At 34.0% G+C, this 16,735-nt stretch carries 15 protein-coding genes and 1 tRNA gene; 6 read left to right on the plus strand and 10 right to left on the minus strand.

Features of this window, described 5'->3' with window-relative positions; translation table 11 throughout:
• Positions 1 to 68 precede the first annotated feature (68 nt).
• From P5P90_RS00765 to P5P90_RS00785, 5 genes are all read right to left on the minus strand, one after another.
• Positions 69 to 851, minus strand: coding sequence for a PhzF family phenazine biosynthesis protein (locus tag P5P90_RS00765; protein WP_278035357.1), 783 nt, complete (start codon positions 849 to 851; stop codon positions 69 to 71).
• Positions 852 to 967: 116 nt separating this feature from the next.
• A complete protein-coding gene (locus P5P90_RS00770) occupies positions 968 to 1,333 on the minus strand; it encodes an HIT family protein (protein WP_278035358.1) in 366 nt (121 codons plus the stop codon).
• Between the two features lie 118 nt (positions 1,334 to 1,451).
• Complete coding sequence (locus tag P5P90_RS00775; RefSeq protein ID WP_278035359.1) at positions 1,452 to 1,892, minus strand: DUF2059 domain-containing protein; 441 nt, start codon at positions 1,890 to 1,892, stop codon at positions 1,452 to 1,454.
• Between the two features lie 118 nt (positions 1,893 to 2,010).
• A complete protein-coding gene (gene purL / locus P5P90_RS00780; RefSeq protein ID WP_278035360.1) occupies positions 2,011 to 5,664 on the minus strand; it encodes a phosphoribosylformylglycinamidine synthase in 3,654 nt (1,217 codons plus the stop codon).
• Positions 5,665 to 5,848: 184 nt separating this feature from the next.
• Positions 5,849 to 7,360: a hypothetical protein gene (locus P5P90_RS00785; RefSeq protein ID WP_278035361.1), complete on the minus strand. Its 1,512-nt coding sequence runs from the start codon at positions 7,358 to 7,360 to the stop codon at positions 5,849 to 5,851.
• Positions 7,361 to 7,499: 139 nt separating this feature from the next.
• On the opposite strand from P5P90_RS00785, the gene P5P90_RS00790 reads away from it, so the two are divergent.
• The 6 genes from P5P90_RS00790 to P5P90_RS00815 all read left to right on the plus strand — a co-directional run bounded on the left by P5P90_RS00790 (position 7,500) and on the right by P5P90_RS00815 (position 11,772).
• Positions 7,500 to 7,934, plus strand: a complete 435-nt coding sequence (locus P5P90_RS00790; RefSeq protein ID WP_278035362.1) for a PaaI family thioesterase — start codon at positions 7,500 to 7,502, stop codon at positions 7,932 to 7,934.
• A 51-nt stretch (positions 7,935 to 7,985) separates the two neighbouring features.
• On the plus strand, positions 7,986 to 9,047 hold the full coding sequence (locus P5P90_RS00795; protein WP_278035363.1) for a chorismate-binding protein: 1,062 nt from the start codon (positions 7,986 to 7,988) through the stop codon (positions 9,045 to 9,047).
• 122 nt (positions 9,048 to 9,169) lie between these two features.
• On the plus strand, positions 9,170 to 9,886 hold the full coding sequence (bshB1, locus tag P5P90_RS00800; protein ID WP_278035364.1) for a bacillithiol biosynthesis deacetylase BshB1: 717 nt from the start codon (positions 9,170 to 9,172) through the stop codon (positions 9,884 to 9,886).
• 82 nt (positions 9,887 to 9,968) lie between these two features.
• Positions 9,969 to 10,042, plus strand: a tRNA-His gene (locus P5P90_RS00805).
• Between the two features lie 1,221 nt (positions 10,043 to 11,263).
• Positions 11,264 to 11,488, plus strand: coding sequence for a hypothetical protein (locus tag P5P90_RS00810; RefSeq protein WP_278035365.1), 225 nt, complete (start codon positions 11,264 to 11,266; stop codon positions 11,486 to 11,488).
• 80 nt (positions 11,489 to 11,568) lie between these two features.
• Positions 11,569 to 11,772, plus strand: a complete 204-nt coding sequence (locus P5P90_RS00815; RefSeq protein WP_278035366.1) for a hypothetical protein — start codon at positions 11,569 to 11,571, stop codon at positions 11,770 to 11,772.
• Here P5P90_RS00815 and cas2 read toward each other — a convergent pair.
• The 5 genes from cas2 to P5P90_RS00840 all read right to left on the minus strand — a co-directional run bounded on the left by cas2 (position 11,769) and on the right by P5P90_RS00840 (position 16,669).
• Entirely contained in the window at positions 11,769 to 12,062 is a 294-nt protein-coding gene (cas2, locus tag P5P90_RS00820; RefSeq protein ID WP_278035367.1) for a CRISPR-associated endonuclease Cas2, read from the minus strand. The genes P5P90_RS00815 and cas2 overlap by 4 nt on opposite strands.
• A 26-nt stretch (positions 12,063 to 12,088) precedes the next feature.
• Positions 12,089 to 12,973 (minus strand): type II CRISPR-associated endonuclease Cas1, encoded by an 885-nt coding sequence (gene cas1 / locus P5P90_RS00825; protein ID WP_278035368.1) that lies wholly within the window; start codon positions 12,971 to 12,973, stop codon positions 12,089 to 12,091.
• Positions 12,974 to 13,204: 231 nt separating this feature from the next.
• Complete coding sequence (locus P5P90_RS00830; RefSeq protein ID WP_278035369.1) at positions 13,205 to 13,954, minus strand: shikimate dehydrogenase family protein; 750 nt, start codon at positions 13,952 to 13,954, stop codon at positions 13,205 to 13,207.
• Positions 13,954 to 15,351 (minus strand): tetratricopeptide repeat protein, encoded by a 1,398-nt coding sequence (locus P5P90_RS00835; RefSeq protein WP_278036454.1) that lies wholly within the window; start codon positions 15,349 to 15,351, stop codon positions 13,954 to 13,956. Before P5P90_RS00835 ends, P5P90_RS00830 begins: the two co-directional genes overlap by 1 nt.
• A gap of 127 nt (positions 15,352 to 15,478) precedes the next feature.
• The gene (locus tag P5P90_RS00840) at positions 15,479 to 16,669 is read right to left on the minus strand and encodes an aspartate aminotransferase family protein (RefSeq protein WP_278035370.1); all 1,191 of its coding nucleotides are present in this window, start codon (positions 16,667 to 16,669) and stop codon (positions 15,479 to 15,481) included.
• Positions 16,670 to 16,735: the final 66 nt, after the last annotated feature.

The following is a 16,735-nucleotide window of genomic DNA, read 5'->3' on the forward strand; positions in this document are numbered from 1 at the left end:
GATTTGTCATTTTAGGGTTTGATAAATTTTTGTTAGGAAGCCACTTTAAATTTTTAGAGTGGCTTTTCTTATTCTATGAATATAGAACCTATAAGATAGCATTTAGCGTATCCACTTATACGAACTCTATTCGCAACTAATTCACATTCTAAATATCCTTTTCGGTTTGATAGTTGTATAGCTGTTAATTTGTTTTTGTTTAATTCTTTAGCCCAATACGGAATTAAAGTAGTATGAGCTGAACCCGTAACAGGATCTTCGTTGATTCCTGATTGAGGTCCGAAGAAACGTGAAACAAAATCGACTAATTGACCTTTGGCAGTAACAATAACGCCTCTGACATTTAGTTTAGAAACTTTTTCAAAATTAGGATTTAAATTTAGGATTTCATCTTCATTTTTAAAAAGTAGCATAAAATCGGTTTTTCCTTTAAAAGCCTGAAGGGGTTGGATGTTGAATGCTTCGGTGATTTGATCTGTCAATTCAATAGCTTCAAAGCTGTCAGCAGGAAAATTTAAAGTCAGTAAATCTCCGTCTTTGGTTACGATTAATTCGCCACTCCTAGGTGAGAAAAATGGTATTGTGTTTTCGTTGTGGTTTTCGTAGTTGAATAACACAAATGCCGCAGCTAATGTGGCATGCCCACATAAATCGACTTCAACAGTTGGAGTAAACCATCTAATTTCATAATGATTGTCTTTTTTTACATAAAAAGCGGTTTCGGCCAAATTGTTCTCGGCAGCGATTTTTTGCATGATACTGTCAGGTAGCCATTCGGTTAAAGGGCATAGTGCAGCTGGATTTCCTGAAAAAACTTCTTGGGTAAAAGCATCAATTTGATAGATTTTCATAGCTGAATTGTTGTTTTTGATTAGTCCTAAGGGGGGCAAATGTTTTGATTTATAAAAAATCCTCTTTTTAAATTGGATTAAAAAAGAGGATTTAAAAAGAATCTTATTTTATTATTTTATAAAACAGCTTTTATTTTTTCGATAATATTTTCATATTCCTCATCTGTAAGGGTTACTCTGTTAGGAAACATTTCAAAAACACTTCCAAATCCATATCCATCGGCATATTTAGGGACAATATGAAAATGTAAATGTGATAATTTATCCGAAAAGGAGCCGTAATTTATTTTATCAGGATTGAACACTTTAGCAATGGCTTTCGCGGTAGTAGCTACATCTTCCATAAGCGCATTACGTTGTTCGTCAGTAAGTTCATGAAATTCAACTCCATGATCTTTGTATACAACATTTAATCGTCCAGTATAAGATTGCTCTTTAAAAATAAATAATTCTGATACTTTTAAATCAGTAATTTTAATCATTAAATTGTCTAACGCTTCGTTTTTTTGACAGTACGAACATTCTGAAACAGGTGTTGGTATAATTAGGGTTAATTTTATTAATTTGTGTTAGTCTATAAACAAATCTAACGATAGTATTTTATTTATCCAAATAGCCTTTTTCTTTTAAGCGAGCCAATACTTTTTCACCAATTTCTCTACCCCAATTTTGACCAGCTTTCATTGATTCTTGCATGACTAAAGGCATTGTGTTAATCATTTTTTTACCAATTGGGGAGTTGTAGAAAGTAATTAATTGATCGATATCAGTTTCAGTGTAATATTTATCATAAACGGGTAAAATTAAATTCTCGATATCATTAGCATTGATTTCTTTTCTAAAATTATCCCAAAATTCTTGTTTAACAGTGGAATAGGAATTTTTAAAACTACTCATCATTTGATCCATAACTTGCATGCCTAATTTTCCTGAGCCAGTTAATTCTAAAAGATGTTTAATCTTTTCTCTTTTTGAGTTATCTTGAGCATTCGCCAAAAAGGATATTAATACGAAGCTAGCCATTAAAAGTGTTTTTTTCATGTTTGTTGAAGTTAATTATTTAGAAAAGTAAATGTAGGATTATTTTTGTATTAAAATAAATTTGATGTAAAAAAAAGCGTTCCCTTTCGAGAACGCTTTTCATATTGTAGAACTAAAATTAGTTGTTTTCAATCCATTTTCTGGCATTTACAAATGCTTCATGCCATGGAGAAACCTCGTCTTTTTGACCTCTTTCTGGGTAGTGTGCCCAGTTCCAAGGATAGTAAGAACGCTCAATGTGTGGCATCATCACTAAGTGACGACCTGTTTTATCACACATCATAGCCGTGTTGAAATCAGAACCATTAGGGTTAGCTGGATAGCTGTTGTAACCGTATTTACCAACAATTTGATATTTTTCTTCTGAGTAAGGTAAGTTGAATTTACCTTCTCCGTGTGATACCCAAACTCCTAAAGTAGATCCTGCTAATGAAGATAACATTACAGAGTTATTCTCTTGGATAGTAACTGATGTAAAACCGCTTTCGTGTTTGTGAGAGTTGTTATGTTGCATTTTTCCGTGTACTTCGTGTTCCGGATTAATTAATTCTAATTCCATGAACAATTGACATCCATTGCAGATTCCAACAGAAAGTGTGTCTTCGCGTTTAAAGAAGTTCTCTAAAGCCGTTTTCGCTTTTTCGTTGTATAAGAAAGCTCCAGCCCAACCTTTGGCAGAACCTAAAACATCCGAGTTAGAGAAACCTCCAACAGCTCCGATGAATTGAATATCTTCTAAAGTTTCACGACCCGAAATCAAATCGGTCATGTGAACGTCTTTTACATCAAAACCAGCCATATACATAGCATTAGCTACTTCACGCTCAGAGTTCGATCCTTTTTCACGGATAATCGCTGCTTTTGGTCTTGGACCTGCAGGAATCTCTGCTTTTTTACCTGTAAAATGAGCAGGAAAAGTAAAGTTTAAAGCTTGGTTCTTATAGTTGTCGTAACGCTCTTTAGCTGTTCCGTTTTTAGATTGTTTTTGATCTAATAAATACGATGTTTTGTACCAAATATCTCTGTATTTAGCAATGTCTAATTGGCAAGGGCCAAAGTTTAAAGTAGCCTCGTTTGTTACTGTTCCTAATTTGTAGAAAGAAACTCCGCTAGCATTTAATTTACTTTCTAAAGCAGCGTCGTCTTTCGCCTGGAAAACAATACCGATGTTTTCTGCAAATAAGTATTTGATAATGTCTTTTTCTTCAAAAACAGAGAAGTCAATTTTTGCTCCTAAGTTTACATCAGCAAAACACATTTCTAATAAAGTAGTGATTAAACCACCACTTCCAATATCGTGTCCAGCCACAATTTGACGGTCATTAATTAATTCCTGAACCGTGTTGAATGCTTTTTTGAAGAATGCAGCGTCCTTAATCGTTGGAACTTCATTTCCAATTTTGTTCAATGTTTGAGCAAAAGAAGAACCTCCTAATTTAAAGTCGTCCTGAGAAAGGTTGATATAGTAAATAGAACCTGCATTTTTTTGTAAAACCGGCTCAACTACTTTTGTGATGTTAGTACAGTTACCAGCAGCCGAAATAATTACAGTTCCTGGAGCAATTACTTCGTCATTTGGATATTTTTGTTTCATCGAAAGCGAATCCTTTCCAGTTGGGATATTGATTCCTAATTCGATTGCAAAGTCAGAACAAGCTTGAACCGCTTCGTATAAACGAGCATCTTCACCTTCATTTTTACAAGCCCACATCCAGTTAGCCGATAATGAAACACCTTTGATACCGTCTTTAATTGGAGCCCAGATAATGTTTGATAAAGACTCGGCAATAGCAGTACGGCTTCCAGCAGCAGGATCTACTAAGGCAGCGATAGGAGAGTGACCAATAGAAGTGGCGATACCTTCTTTTCCATTATAATCCAAAGCCATAACCCCAACGTTGTTTAATGGTAATTGTAATGGTCCGGCACATTGTTGTTTTGCCACTCTTCCGCTTACACAACGGTCCACTTTGTTAGTTAACCAGTCTTTACAAGCTACTGCTTCTAATTGCAATACTTCTTCTAAATATTTAGCAATATTGTTTTTATCGTAAGCTAATTCAGCGTAGCTATAGGCTACTGAATTATCAGTGATTACGGTTTTAGGAGAACTTCCAAAGAAATCTTCCAAAGCATAATCCATCGGTTTTTCACCCGTAGTTTTTGATTCAAAAGTAAAACGGTGGTCACCGGTTACATCACCTACCTGATACATTGGAGCACGCTCTCTTTCGGCAATTCTTTGTAAAGTATCGATATCTTTTTGAGCGATAACTAATCCCATTCTTTCCTGAGATTCGTTACCAATAATTTCTTTAGCAGAAAGAGTAGGGTCACCTACAGGTAATTTGTCTAAGTCGATTAAACCTCCTGTTTCTTCCACTAATTCCGAAAGACAGTTTAAGTGTCCACCAGCACCGTGATCGTGAATAGAAACGATTGGGTTGCTATCGCTTTCTACTAATCCACGAATGGCATTAGCAGCACGTTTTTGCATTTCAGGGTTAGAACGTTGGATGGCATTTAATTCAATTCCCGAACCAAAAGCTCCAGTATCTGCAGAAGAAACCGCAGCTCCACCCATTCCAATTCTATAGTTTTCTCCACCAAGGATAACAATTTTATCACCTTCTTGTGGTTTGTGTTTGATAGCTTGGTCTAATTTTCCGTAACCAATACCACCAGCTTGCATGATTACTTTATCGTAACCTACTTTTCTATTATTTTCTTCATGTTCGAAAGTTAAAACAGAACCCGTAATAAGCGGTTGCCCAAATTTATTTCCAAAATCAGAAGCTCCGTTTGAAGCTTTAATTAAGATATCCATTGGTGTTTGGTATAGCCATTGCCTTTCGTCCATGGCCTTTTCCCAAGGTCTTTCTTGTTCCAGGCGAGAGTAAGAAGTCATATAAACCGCAGTTCCGGCTAATGGAAGAGAACCTTGTCCTCCAGCTAAACGGTCACGAATTTCTCCTCCTGAACCTGTTGCAGCACCATTGAAAGGTTCTACAGTTGTAGGGAAGTTGTGTGTTTCTGCTTTTAACGAAATTACTGAATCAAATTCTTTTGTTTCGTAAAAATCAGGTTTGTCAGCGCTTTTAGGAGCAAACTGAGTTACTTTTGGTCCTTTTAAAAAGGCTACGTTATCTTTGTAAGCCGAAACGATATCGTTAGGGTTTTCCTGAGATGTTTTCTTGATTAATTTAAAAAGAGAAGTTTCTTTTTCTTCACCGTCAATGATAAAAGTTCCATTGAAAATTTTGTGACGACAGTGCTCCGAGTTGGCCTGAGAGAAAGCAAAAATTTCAGAATCCGTTAATTTTCTTCCTAATTTGGTAGCCAAATTATTCAGGTATTCTACTTCTTCTTCGCTTAAAGCTAAACCTTCCTGTTTGTTGTAAGCATCAATATCATCAATTTCCAAGATAGGTTCCGGTTGAATATTGATAGTAAAAATATCCTGATTTAATTCAGTGTATTTTTGCGAAAGCATTGGGTCAAAATCATTGAAATCTTCAGAAGCTCTGAAAAATTCTTCAATACGAATGATTCCTGAAATACCCATATTTTGAGTGATTTCTACTGCATTGGTACTCCAAGGCGTAATCATTGTTGCACGTGGACCAACAAAAAAATCCGTCAATACGGATTTCTCTATTTTAGTTGCATTGGCAAAAAGCCAGTTTAGTTTAGAAATATCTTGAGCCGAAATTTCGCCTTGAGTTTGTACAGCAAAAATTGCGTTGCTTTGGTTTTCAAAGAAATGAATCATCGTAAAAGTATAAGTTTGTTAAATTAACGCTGCAAATTTAGGTTAAAAAAACAGTACGAACAAGTGTAAAAAAGACTTTTTATGGTAGTTGAAATTAGTGTTCAGATTGTAGATTTCAGAAAGCAGATGTGGGTATTTATAAAGTTTTTAGAGATTTAAATACAAGGTGTTAACAGCTTAATGGCTATTTAGGAAAGGTTGTATTTTGATAAGCGCCTAAGTCAGGAGGTGTAGTTCTGGTTTTTCCATTAATATCGAAAGGAATTAAATAAATCGGATTCCCTTTTGCGAAAGCGGCAGAAGCATTGTCAATATTTAGCTTGTTTTTTACAATGTCAAAAAAGTGAGGATTTTGATTGATTATGTTGTTTAGGTAATGGTTTGTGTCTCCGAAATTAAATAGAGGATTGGAGCTATTGGCTTCCTGTTTTAATAAGCAATTGTTGAATTGGTATTCAAATTGAACAGTATTATTTTTGTCAAAAATCAATGAATTAGTGTACGCTCCGTAAATAATGCAATTATTAAAAGTTGCCTGAGTTAGATTTGAAATTTCTGGATTGTTGGAGCTTTTACGATTACTTAGCGTAAGGGTCGATTGTTGTGGACTATTCCAATAGTTGTTAAATGTACAATGCGTAAACTGATAGTTTCCGCCATAAATACAGGCTAAGGTAGCTTTGCCAGCGGTATTAATTACGATATTTTCGCCTGTGATTTTAGCGTTTTCAGCTAAGATTCCATAATGAGAAGAATTGTAAATCTGGCTGTTTTTTATAGAAACCGTGCTGTTGTCTTGATTGTCAATTCGCAAACCTATTGTTGCATTCTTAATGGTAAGATGGTTGATAGTATGGTTTGTACTTCCACTTCGAAGCCAGATGGTTGACCATTGTCCGGGAATACTAGCATACATAGCTTCTTGACGGTTGCCTTCAAAGATAATTTCGTTTTCCAGTTTTGTTGAGGTCGAAACAGTCCCGTTGCATTGTAAACTTGCTGATTGTGGTACAATTAAGCCTGAGTTAGCATGGAAATAAACTCTAACGCCTGCATCAAAAATAACAGTTTTACCTTCTGGTACGCAAGCATATCCATAAATCACATAGGGTTTTTGATTGGTAAAATGCAGTTCGTTTCCATTGATAGCGTCATTTTCGTCCAAATAGAATCCGCTTAATTCTTTTTCATCAAATGTTACTGTTTCGGTAGCATTATCATTGAAGCGTTTTGGATAGAGAAAAACAGCATCTTTTACTAGTGTGAGTAATTTGACTTTTTGCAAATTACTACCACTGTCAAACTCAATTTCATCAGCATACAAAAAATCTACAGGATTAGAATCCGAAATAGTTGGAGTGGTTTCTATAAAAATATAGAGACTGTCCCTAGCTAAAAGAGTAACATTGTTAAAGATTTTGTTGTTTTCGCCTTGCATGCCATCAACGGTCATGCGGTATTTAGAATTCAGTCCTTTACCAAGTTTGATAGAGGGTATGTTAATATCATTTTTGCTTTTATTGTACACTTTTAGCATGTAAGTACTGGAGCTTATTGTAGAAAAAACAGTATCTAAAAAAACAGTATCTCTGGAAAAAACTAATTTACCATTGCTGGGTATAGTAGAAAAATCAGTACGACAAGCACTGATAAGTAGGGTTATTCCAAGTATAAATAATAGCGAAATGGGACGCATTGTTTTGTTTTTTTGTAAAAATAGAAAAAAACGTATTGTCTTAGCGTTAATTTTTAAAATGGATGACACAATAAGCTTTGGATTTAGCACAAAGTATCTTTTCTTTTCTTTATTTTTACAATCGATTAAAATAAAACACATGACATTCGATAAAGAAAAGATATTGGAATACTGTAATCGTATTTCTAAAAACACCTTAATGGAAACCTTAAATATTGAGTATGTGGATGCTGGAGAAGGTTTTTTGACAGCAACAATGCCTGTTAATTCCAGTGTTCATCAACCTATGGGTTTGTTGCACGGAGGGGCTACGGTAGCTTTAGCCGAAAGTGTGGGTAGTGCGGCTTCTTTTATATTTGTTAATCCAGAAGTAAGCGAGGTACGCGGAATTGAAATTTCGGCCAATCATTTAAAATCGAAAAGAGAGGGAGTGGTTACAGCTACTGCCAAAATTATTCATCAAGGTGCGAGCATCCATTTGTGGGAGATTCGAATTGTTGATGAAAGAAATAATTTGATTTCGCTTTGTAAATTGACCAATATGGTTTTACCTAAAAGAAGGAAAATTAATTAAAGTAAAATTCGGTTACGTAGATTTTTAATACAATCTTTAATACACAACTGTATGATTGATTTCTTTATAAAAATAAAGCAGCAACAAGCGCAAAATTTACCTTTTGTTGTTTATAGAAAGCCTTACAAAGCAGAGTTAAGAGGTTTTTTTCAAAAAAATGATCATTTGTATTTTGCCGAAACTTTGGATGAAACTGGATTTGTTTTTGCTCCTTTTGACGGCAATCAAATGATTTTGATGCCCAAAAATCAATCGGTTATATGGGAAGCAGATGTTAGTTCATTAACAGAACAACAAGCTGTTAAAATAGAATCTTCAGAAAATAAGAAAGAAAAAGAACGCTTTGAGTCACTTATCCAAAAGGCTGTTGAAGCTATTAAAAGAGGTGATTTGAAAAAGGTAGTATTGTCTAGAAAAGAAATTTTAGAGGTTCCTAATTTTGATTTAGTGGCTGCTTTTACCCAATTGATTCAAAATTTTCCAACTGTTTTTTGTTATTGCTGGTATCATCCTAAAATTGGTTTGTGGATGGGAGCAACTCCAGAACGCTTGCTTAAAGCAAGTAGAAAAAAGTTTTATACGATGGCATTAGCAGGAACGCAAAATTTTGAAGGCAGGACTGATGTGATTTGGGAATCAAAAGAAATTGAAGAGCAACAATTTGTAACTGATTTTATTTTAGAAAATTTAAAAGGTTTGACCTCTGAAGTTGCTATTTCAAGTCCGTATACCGTTCAAGCAGGTAATGTATTGCATATTAAAACAGATATCGAGGGAGTAATCAATAAATCATCACATTTAAGTCAGGTGGTTTCTGTATTGCATCCTACACCAGCGGTTTGCGGTTTGCCTAAACAGGAGGCTAAAGATTATATTTTAGCAAATGAAGCTTATGATAGAGAATATTACACCGGCTTTTTAGGAGAATTGAATAAAAAAGATTTTACAGAGAAAAAGCAAAAATCGGATTTGTATGTTAATTTGCGTTGTATGCAAATAAAAGAAAAGCAAGCGCATTTGTATATGGGCTGCGGTATTACAAGAGAAAGTATAGCAGAGAAGGAGTGGAATGAAAGTGTGAACAAATCCTTTACGATGAAAAGTGTGCTTTGAAGTTAGGAGTTAGAAGTTAGAGGTTAGAAGTTAGTTGTTTCCATCATTTAAAATTTAGAAACCATACGAAAATTATCCTCTTTGGGGTAAAAAATAGATTTAGAATACAGAAAAAAGAAATAATGAAATTAGATATACTGGCGTTTGGAGCACATCCTGATGATGTAGAGTTAGGTTGTGCAGGAACCATTTTAAAAGAAGTTTCCCTAGGAAAAAAAGTAGGGATTATAGATTTAACAAGGGGGGAATTAGGTACTCGTGGATCAGCGGCTATAAGAGATGAAGAAGCAAAGGCTGCTGCTGCTATTTTAGGAGTATCGGTTAGGGAAAATTTAGCCATGCGTGATGGTTTTTTTGTGAATGACGAAAAACACCAACTTGAGATTATAAAAAGGATTCGAAAATACCAACCTGATATTGTTTTGTGTAACGCTATTGATGATCGTCATATCGATCATGCCAAAGGGAGTAAATTGGTTTCGGATGCTTGTTTTTTATCAGGCTTGATTAAAATTGAAACCGAATTAGATGGACAGCTGCAAAAAGCTTGGAGACCCAAGTTAGTTTATCATTACATCCAATGGAAAAATATCGAACCTGATTTTGTGGTAGATATTACTGGTTTTACGGATAAGAAAATAGAATCTATTTTAGCCTACCGTTCGCAGTTTTATGACCCTAATTCTACCGAACCGGAGTCGCCTATTACTTCAAAAAACTTTTTTGAGAGCTTGAATTATCGTTCGAGGGACTTGGGGAGGTTAGTAGGTTTAAATTATGCTGAAGGTTTTACAGTAGAGAGGTGTTTGGCAGTCAATAGTTTAGCGGATTTGTTGTAATTTTTTTTAATTTTTTTTCAAAAAATGTTTGCAGAACTCGATTTCTGTTGTATCTTTGCCACCGCAAACAAGCAAACAAATGGTGGTTGTAGCTCAGCTGGTTAGAGCATCGGTTTGTGGTGCCGAGGGTCGTGGGTTCGAACCCCATCATCCACCCAAAATTCAAAAGCCTCTTCGAAAGAAGAGGCTTTTTTTGTGCCTTTTATTTTCGAGGAATTTTTCAAAATTTTTGATTTTTTTTGAAAGAATGGATAGCTCGCGGGCTGTCCGTACGAATCTCTATATCGAAAATTATAAGTATAAAAAAAGTCCCACCGAAGCAGGACTTAAGATTTTCATCTACGGCATATAGCCTTATTGTGATAAGATTAAAGATTAGAAAACACGATATTCAAAGGACAAACCATACGTGCAAGACGATAGTTGTGGTTTGATTAAAGATTAGAAAACACGATATTAAAGTCGGAGTAATTTATTAATCTAGTCACGTTGTGGTTTGATTAAAGATCAGAAAACACGATATTCACATAGTCTTTTAATTGTTGTTTTGTTACGTTGTGGTTTGATTAAAGATTAGAAAACACGATATTATATTCAAGGTGATATGGTTGCCAAGAAATAGTTGTGGTTTGATTAAAGATTAGAAAACACGATATTCTTTTACAATTACAGAAGTTCCCTCTGGTAGTTGTGGTTTGATTAAAGATTAGAAAACACGATATTAGTTGGTTTGTTATCTTTTAATAATCAATGGATTAAAGTGAAATATCGTATAAAAAAATGCTTCTTTTTTGGATTGATAACCCAATATTGAAGCATTTTTTTATTTCTAGTGTTGTGGTTTACAAACACCAAGTGTTTATTTTTATAGGTGTGTTTGTTAATCGAAAAATATTTATAATCTGTTTTCATTAGTAAATTTTGGATTTTTCGATTTGATTAAAGATTAGAAAACACGATATTAGTTGGTTTGTTATCTTTTAATAATCAATGGATTAAAGTGAAATATCGTATAAAAAAATGCTTCTTTTTTGGATTGATAACCCAATATTGAAGCATTTTTTTATTTCTAGTGTTGTGGTTTACAAACACCAAGTGTTTATTTTTATAGGTGTGTTTGTTAATCGAAAAATATTTATAATCTGTTTTCATTAGTAAATTTTGGATTTTTCGATTTGATTAAAGATTAGAAAACACGATATTAGTTGGTTTGTTATCTTTTAATAATCAATGGATTAAAGTGAAATATCGTATAAAAAAATGCTTCTTTTTTACAGTGATAAGGTAAGATTGAAGCATTTTTTTATTTATAAAAGAAGATTTTAATAAAGATTGAATCCGTTTTAATTTTTGTAGCTTTGTGAAAATACTTTAATTATGAGAGTAGTAATAGAAGCAGATGATCAATTTAAAAAAATGCTGGAAGAAATAGCCATTGCTATCAAAGCTAAAATAAGTTTCGAAGAATCTGATGCCGATTTTTGGGATGAATTGCCTTTATCTGTTCAAAAAAAAATATTAGAATCTAAAAATCAGCTTTCCCAGGGGAATTATATTTTGCATGAAGATGTAATGGAACGATATAAAAAGCGTTTTCAATAATGCAGGTTATTTGGACTTAAAATGCCCAAATCAGTTTTGAGGCAATTGTACTATATCTCGATGAAAATTTTGGTAAACAAGTGGTACAAAAATTTTTGTCTAAAACTAGTTCTACAATTGAAGCTATACGTAAATTTCCTAATCTTTATAAAGCGACCTCTTTAAAACAAAATCTAAGAAAAGCAACCATAAGTAAAGTGTGTTCTTTTTATTATGAAGTTCACGAGGATAGCATCGCCATAATGTATTTTTGGGATAATCGTCAAGAACCCATTGATTATTAAAATAATTCTAATTGTGTGGGTTGAGGCTCCTTTGGGACTTCGGCTCTGCCCCAAAAATTTTGAATATTTCCAAATTGCTTATCAGTAATTCGCAATACACTTACTTTACCCAAAGGAGGTAGGAGTTGAAAAATTCTTTTTTCATGAACATCGGCACTTTCACTACTGGCACAATGACGTACATAAACCGAAAATTGCATCATAGAGAAACCATCTTTCAAGAGATTGTTTCTAAAACCAGATGCATTTTTCCGGTCTTTTTTGGTTTCGGTAGGTAAGTCAAAAAACACAAATAATCACATGATTCTATAGCCATTTAGTTCCATAATTTGGGATATTTAATTTTTTTTCGCTCGCCGGTATAGCATTGTTGTAGCGAACTGGCTGTCTTTTGAAGGGCAACCATTAACGGACTTTTTTCCTCTTTGAAAAAAACGGTTCGGGTAAGTATTTGTAAAAGTTCAGATTTTATCGTTGTATTTAATTCTTGCTCACTATAAGTTTGCATGATTTCAAATACTTTTTCATCGACAATTGGTCTGTAGGGTTCCATAATATCATCTGCTAAAGCAAAGGCGTTGTATTTACTTTTATGATGAATACCTAGGGTATTTAATAATCCACTTCCAGACAAGGCTCTGGCTGTAGCCGCTCTTAAAATAGCGTATCCATAGTTTAGAAAATTGTTTGGATAGTCACCAAAACGTTCTCTTTTAAATTCCTGCTCAAAAAAAACTTTCCAGTAAAAATTGGCAGCAACAGCCTCCATATTTGAGCTGTCTCCACTTAAAACTTTTGAGGCTAAAAAGTCGAAGTTGTTTTTCTTTGTGGTTATTTTTTGCAATAAAATTCCCTGATTCGAAATTTTTTCTACAATTGTTTGTTGCCAAAGTTGTTTTTTTAGTGGTACACTTGCGTTAATTTGATTTTTAAAAATTTCTTGTTGAATATGATGACTGTTGAGGTTTAAAAACATTCCATTTGGTAAATGATTTTTTCCGCAAATTATAACAGAAGTATTATTTTCAATAAGTGAATTCATTGTAGGAATACTAATGTAAATTTCGGCATGATCCAATACCAGGAACCCAATATCTTCAATAGGAATAGTTTTCTCTTTGAATTCAGATTTTAATACAAGTTGGTTGTTTTTTGTGGTGAGGGAAAGTTTGTTTTCAATTAATATGGTTTTTTTTAGCATAATAAATAGAATATCGTTAAAAGTAGATTTTAGAGGTATTTAAAGGTAAGATATTTTTTATTATATTAAAAATTAGAGGGTTATGTTTTTTTGATGTGTTTAAAAGCAAAAAATCCCATTTTGAAATCATTTTCAAAATGAGATTTTTTAATGCTTTGATGAAATTGTTTATTTCCTTTTTAAGCTATTTTTTATGCTCTAATACATCTGAAATGTGCAGACATTGATTTTTTATTTGTTCCAGATTTTCCAAGCTTTTTCTGCTTGAAAAATAAGCATATCAAGACCGTTTTTTATTTGAGCGCCTTTTGCTTTAGCGTTTTTTAAAAATTGTGTTTCGGCTGGATTATAAATCAAATCGTATGCGATGTGTTTTTCTGTAAAAAAATCATAAGGAATCTCTGGACAGGCTTCGATAATTGGGCTGGTGCCAATAGGTGTGGAATTAATGACAATTTGGTATTCCTCAAAAGTAGCAGCTGTTATTTGGCTATAATCAATTGCTTTTTCGGAAGCTTTTCGAGATACAAAAACATATTCGATACCTAATTCTTCCAGAGCAAAAGCCACTCCTTTAGAAGCGCCTCCTGTTCCTAGAATCAATGCTTTTTTATGATGTTCTTGTAGTAAAGGACTTAGGGACTTTAAAAAACCATAATAATCGGTATTGTAGCCTTTTAATTTTCCTTTTTTGGTGAATTTAATCGTGTTTACAGCACCAATTTTAGCGGCTTTTTTAGATAATTTGTCTAAAAACGGAATTACCTCTTCTTTGTAAGGAATGGTAACATTTAAGCCGCTTAAATTTGCTGTGTTTTTAATGATTTCAGTAAATCCAGAGATTTCCTGAATATCAAAATTTTCATAAGTATAGCCTGCGTAATTTTCTTTTTCGAATTTGGTAGTAAAATGTCCTTTTGAAAAGGAATAACTGATATTACGCCCCAGTAGTCCGAAGCGCTTTCTTGTATTTTGGGTCATTATTGTTTGTTGTGTTTTTCAATATAATTCTGTACCATTTTTTTCTCCCAAACAACAGGAAAAAGGTCTTCGATGATGATATAGTTGTCAAAATTCAGTCGGAGCGCATTGCTTAAGTGAATTTTAGCTTTTCTATCATCGTTTATCATAAAATAAAGACCAGCTAAACGGTATTCTATTTCACTTTCTTCCGGATAATAATCAGAAGCTTGTAACAAGGTATGAATAGCGGTTTCAAATTCGCCTAAGAATTGTAAAATGTCTACCCAAAATAGCCAAGTATCTAATTCGGTATCACCAAATTCGACTGCTTTTCTAAAACCAAATTCAGCCTCTTCAAAAAAGTTCATCTGTTTGTTAATATTTGCATATCTTTTCCAGTACAAGCTGTTTTGATTGTCTATTGCTAAAGCTTTGTTGACAAAAAATAAGGCTTTTTGAAAGTTTTTTTCATGTAAATAAAAATCCGTAATTGCAATCCATCCTTTGTCTAAAAGAGGATCTTCGTGAACGGTTTCGTTATAGAATTTAAGAGCTAACACTTTATTGCCTAGTTTTTCGTAGCATTTTCCAATGCGAAGTAAGGCATAGGATGTTGGATCTTCTAATTCGATAGTTCTATTATAACTTTCAATAGCTTCCTCAAATTTCCCTAAACGTTCAAGGGCTTTGGCTTTTTCCATAAAAGCGCCTAAGAATTCATCGTCTATAAGAGTAGCATAATCAAAGGCACGAATAGCTTGCTCGTATTCTTTTAATCCATAATGTAAACGTCCTTTTTGATGCCATGCAATTTCACTATAGGGATTGATTTCAATGTATTTATCCAAATAAAGGATAGCATCTTGATTTTGGTCTAAAAACTCAAAACAGTACACTACATTATACAGTGCCGATTGGTCTTCGATGTCTTCTTCCAGACATTTGATAAAGTTTTCTTTGGCCAATTCTAAATTGTCCATAAATAGGTATTCCATTCCAATTAAATTATACACATCGGCATAATCATCGGTGTACTGTAAAGCAATTTTTAGAAATTCAACGGCTTTTTCATGCTGATCTCTTTTTGAGCAGATATTTGCCTTTTGAATATAAATTTCTTCATTGTGCGGTTCAATGGCATATAGCTCGTTGAGAAGTTTCTCGGCTACATCCAATTTGTCATCATAAACTAGCATTTCAACTTGAACAAGTTTTAAGCCTGTAGACTTAGGGTGTTGGTCTAATGCTAATTTGAGCGCTTTTTTCGCTAAAGCGGCTTTACCTGTATCGAGATAGTGAAGTATGATTTCTTCAAATTCTTCAGAGTCAAAAAAGAGCACTTTGTTGGTTTTCAACATAGACTCAAATTTGGATAGAGATAAGTTATAATCTTCTTCTTCGTTGCTTAGTTGCATACTTCCTGTTTTTAGAATTTGGCCTACCTTAAAATTAGGCATCCTTTGTGTTTTATCGAAGAAAAAAATGAATTATTGTGAACAATTTAATTAACAAAAGAAACAGTGTTTATTCGAGCGATTGCTATTATTTTTGAGAAGCCATTACTTCATCCATCACTTCTAATAGTATTGCGCATCCTTCGCGAATTTCGTCATTAGAAATTGTTAAAGGAGGAGTAATTCTAATAGCACATCCTTCAAAAAGGAGCCAAAATAAAATGAGTCCTTTGTCTTGACATTTTAATATTACTTCATTTGTGATTGCGGCCTCGGCAGTCATAGCCGCCAGCATCAATCCTTTTCCTCTAACTTCCTGTATCAAAGGATGTACCAAAAGCGATCGAAAGAGTTTTTCCTTCTCTAAAGCTTCTTGCATCAAGTTTGTTTCAGTTAATTCTTTCAATGTTGCTAGACAGGCTGCCGCAATGACAGGATGTCCGCCAAAGGTGGTAATGTGCCCTAATTTAGGATTATCAGTTAATAAATCCATCATTGCCGATGAAGCGGTAAAAGCACCAACAGGCATTCCGCCTCCCATTCCTTTCCCCATGGCAATTATGTCAGGAACAATATCGTAGTTTTGGAAACCAAATAGTTTTCCAGTTCTTCCAAACCCAGGTTGGATTTCGTCCAGAATTAATAAAGCTCCTACTTCTGTACATCGAGTGCGAACTTTTTTCAAGAAATCATTTTGTGGTTCAATAAATCCGGCGCCTCCTTGAATGGTTTCGAGTAAAACACCAGCAGTTTTAGTAGTTATTTTTTCTAAATCGGCTTCATTGTTAAACGTAATAAAGTCTACATCTGGAATTAATGGTCTAAAAGCTTGTTTTCGTTCCTCAAATCCCATAACACTCATAGAACCCATAGTGTTTCCGTGGTAGGCATTATAACAGGAAATCCATTGGCTTCGACCAGTTACTCTTCGGGCTAATTTTAAGGCTCCTTCAATTGCTTCGGTGCCTGAATTCACTAAATAGGTTTTGTCTAATGGCGCAGGTAGGAGTGAAGCCATGAGTTTGCAATATTCTACAGCAGGGCTTTGGGAATATTCTCCATACACCATAACGTGTGAATATTTGTCCAATTGGTCTTTGATGGCTTGATTGACTCTAGGAGGTTGATGTCCTAAAGTACAAGCTGAAACTCCAGCAACAAAATCCAGGTATTTTTTATTATTAGTGTCGTATATATATGAACCAATGGCGTGTGAAACTTCCATTCCTAATGGGTAAGGAGAAGTTTGTGCTTGGTATTTTATAAAATCCTTATTCACTGTTGTTAGTTTTTTACCGCAAAGTTTGCAAAGTTTTTTCGCAAAGTTCAGGAAGTTTTTTTACTT

The organism is Flavobacterium nitratireducens (assembly GCF_029625335.1).
Classification (GTDB): Bacteria; Bacteroidota; Bacteroidia; order Flavobacteriales; family Flavobacteriaceae; genus Flavobacterium; species Flavobacterium nitratireducens.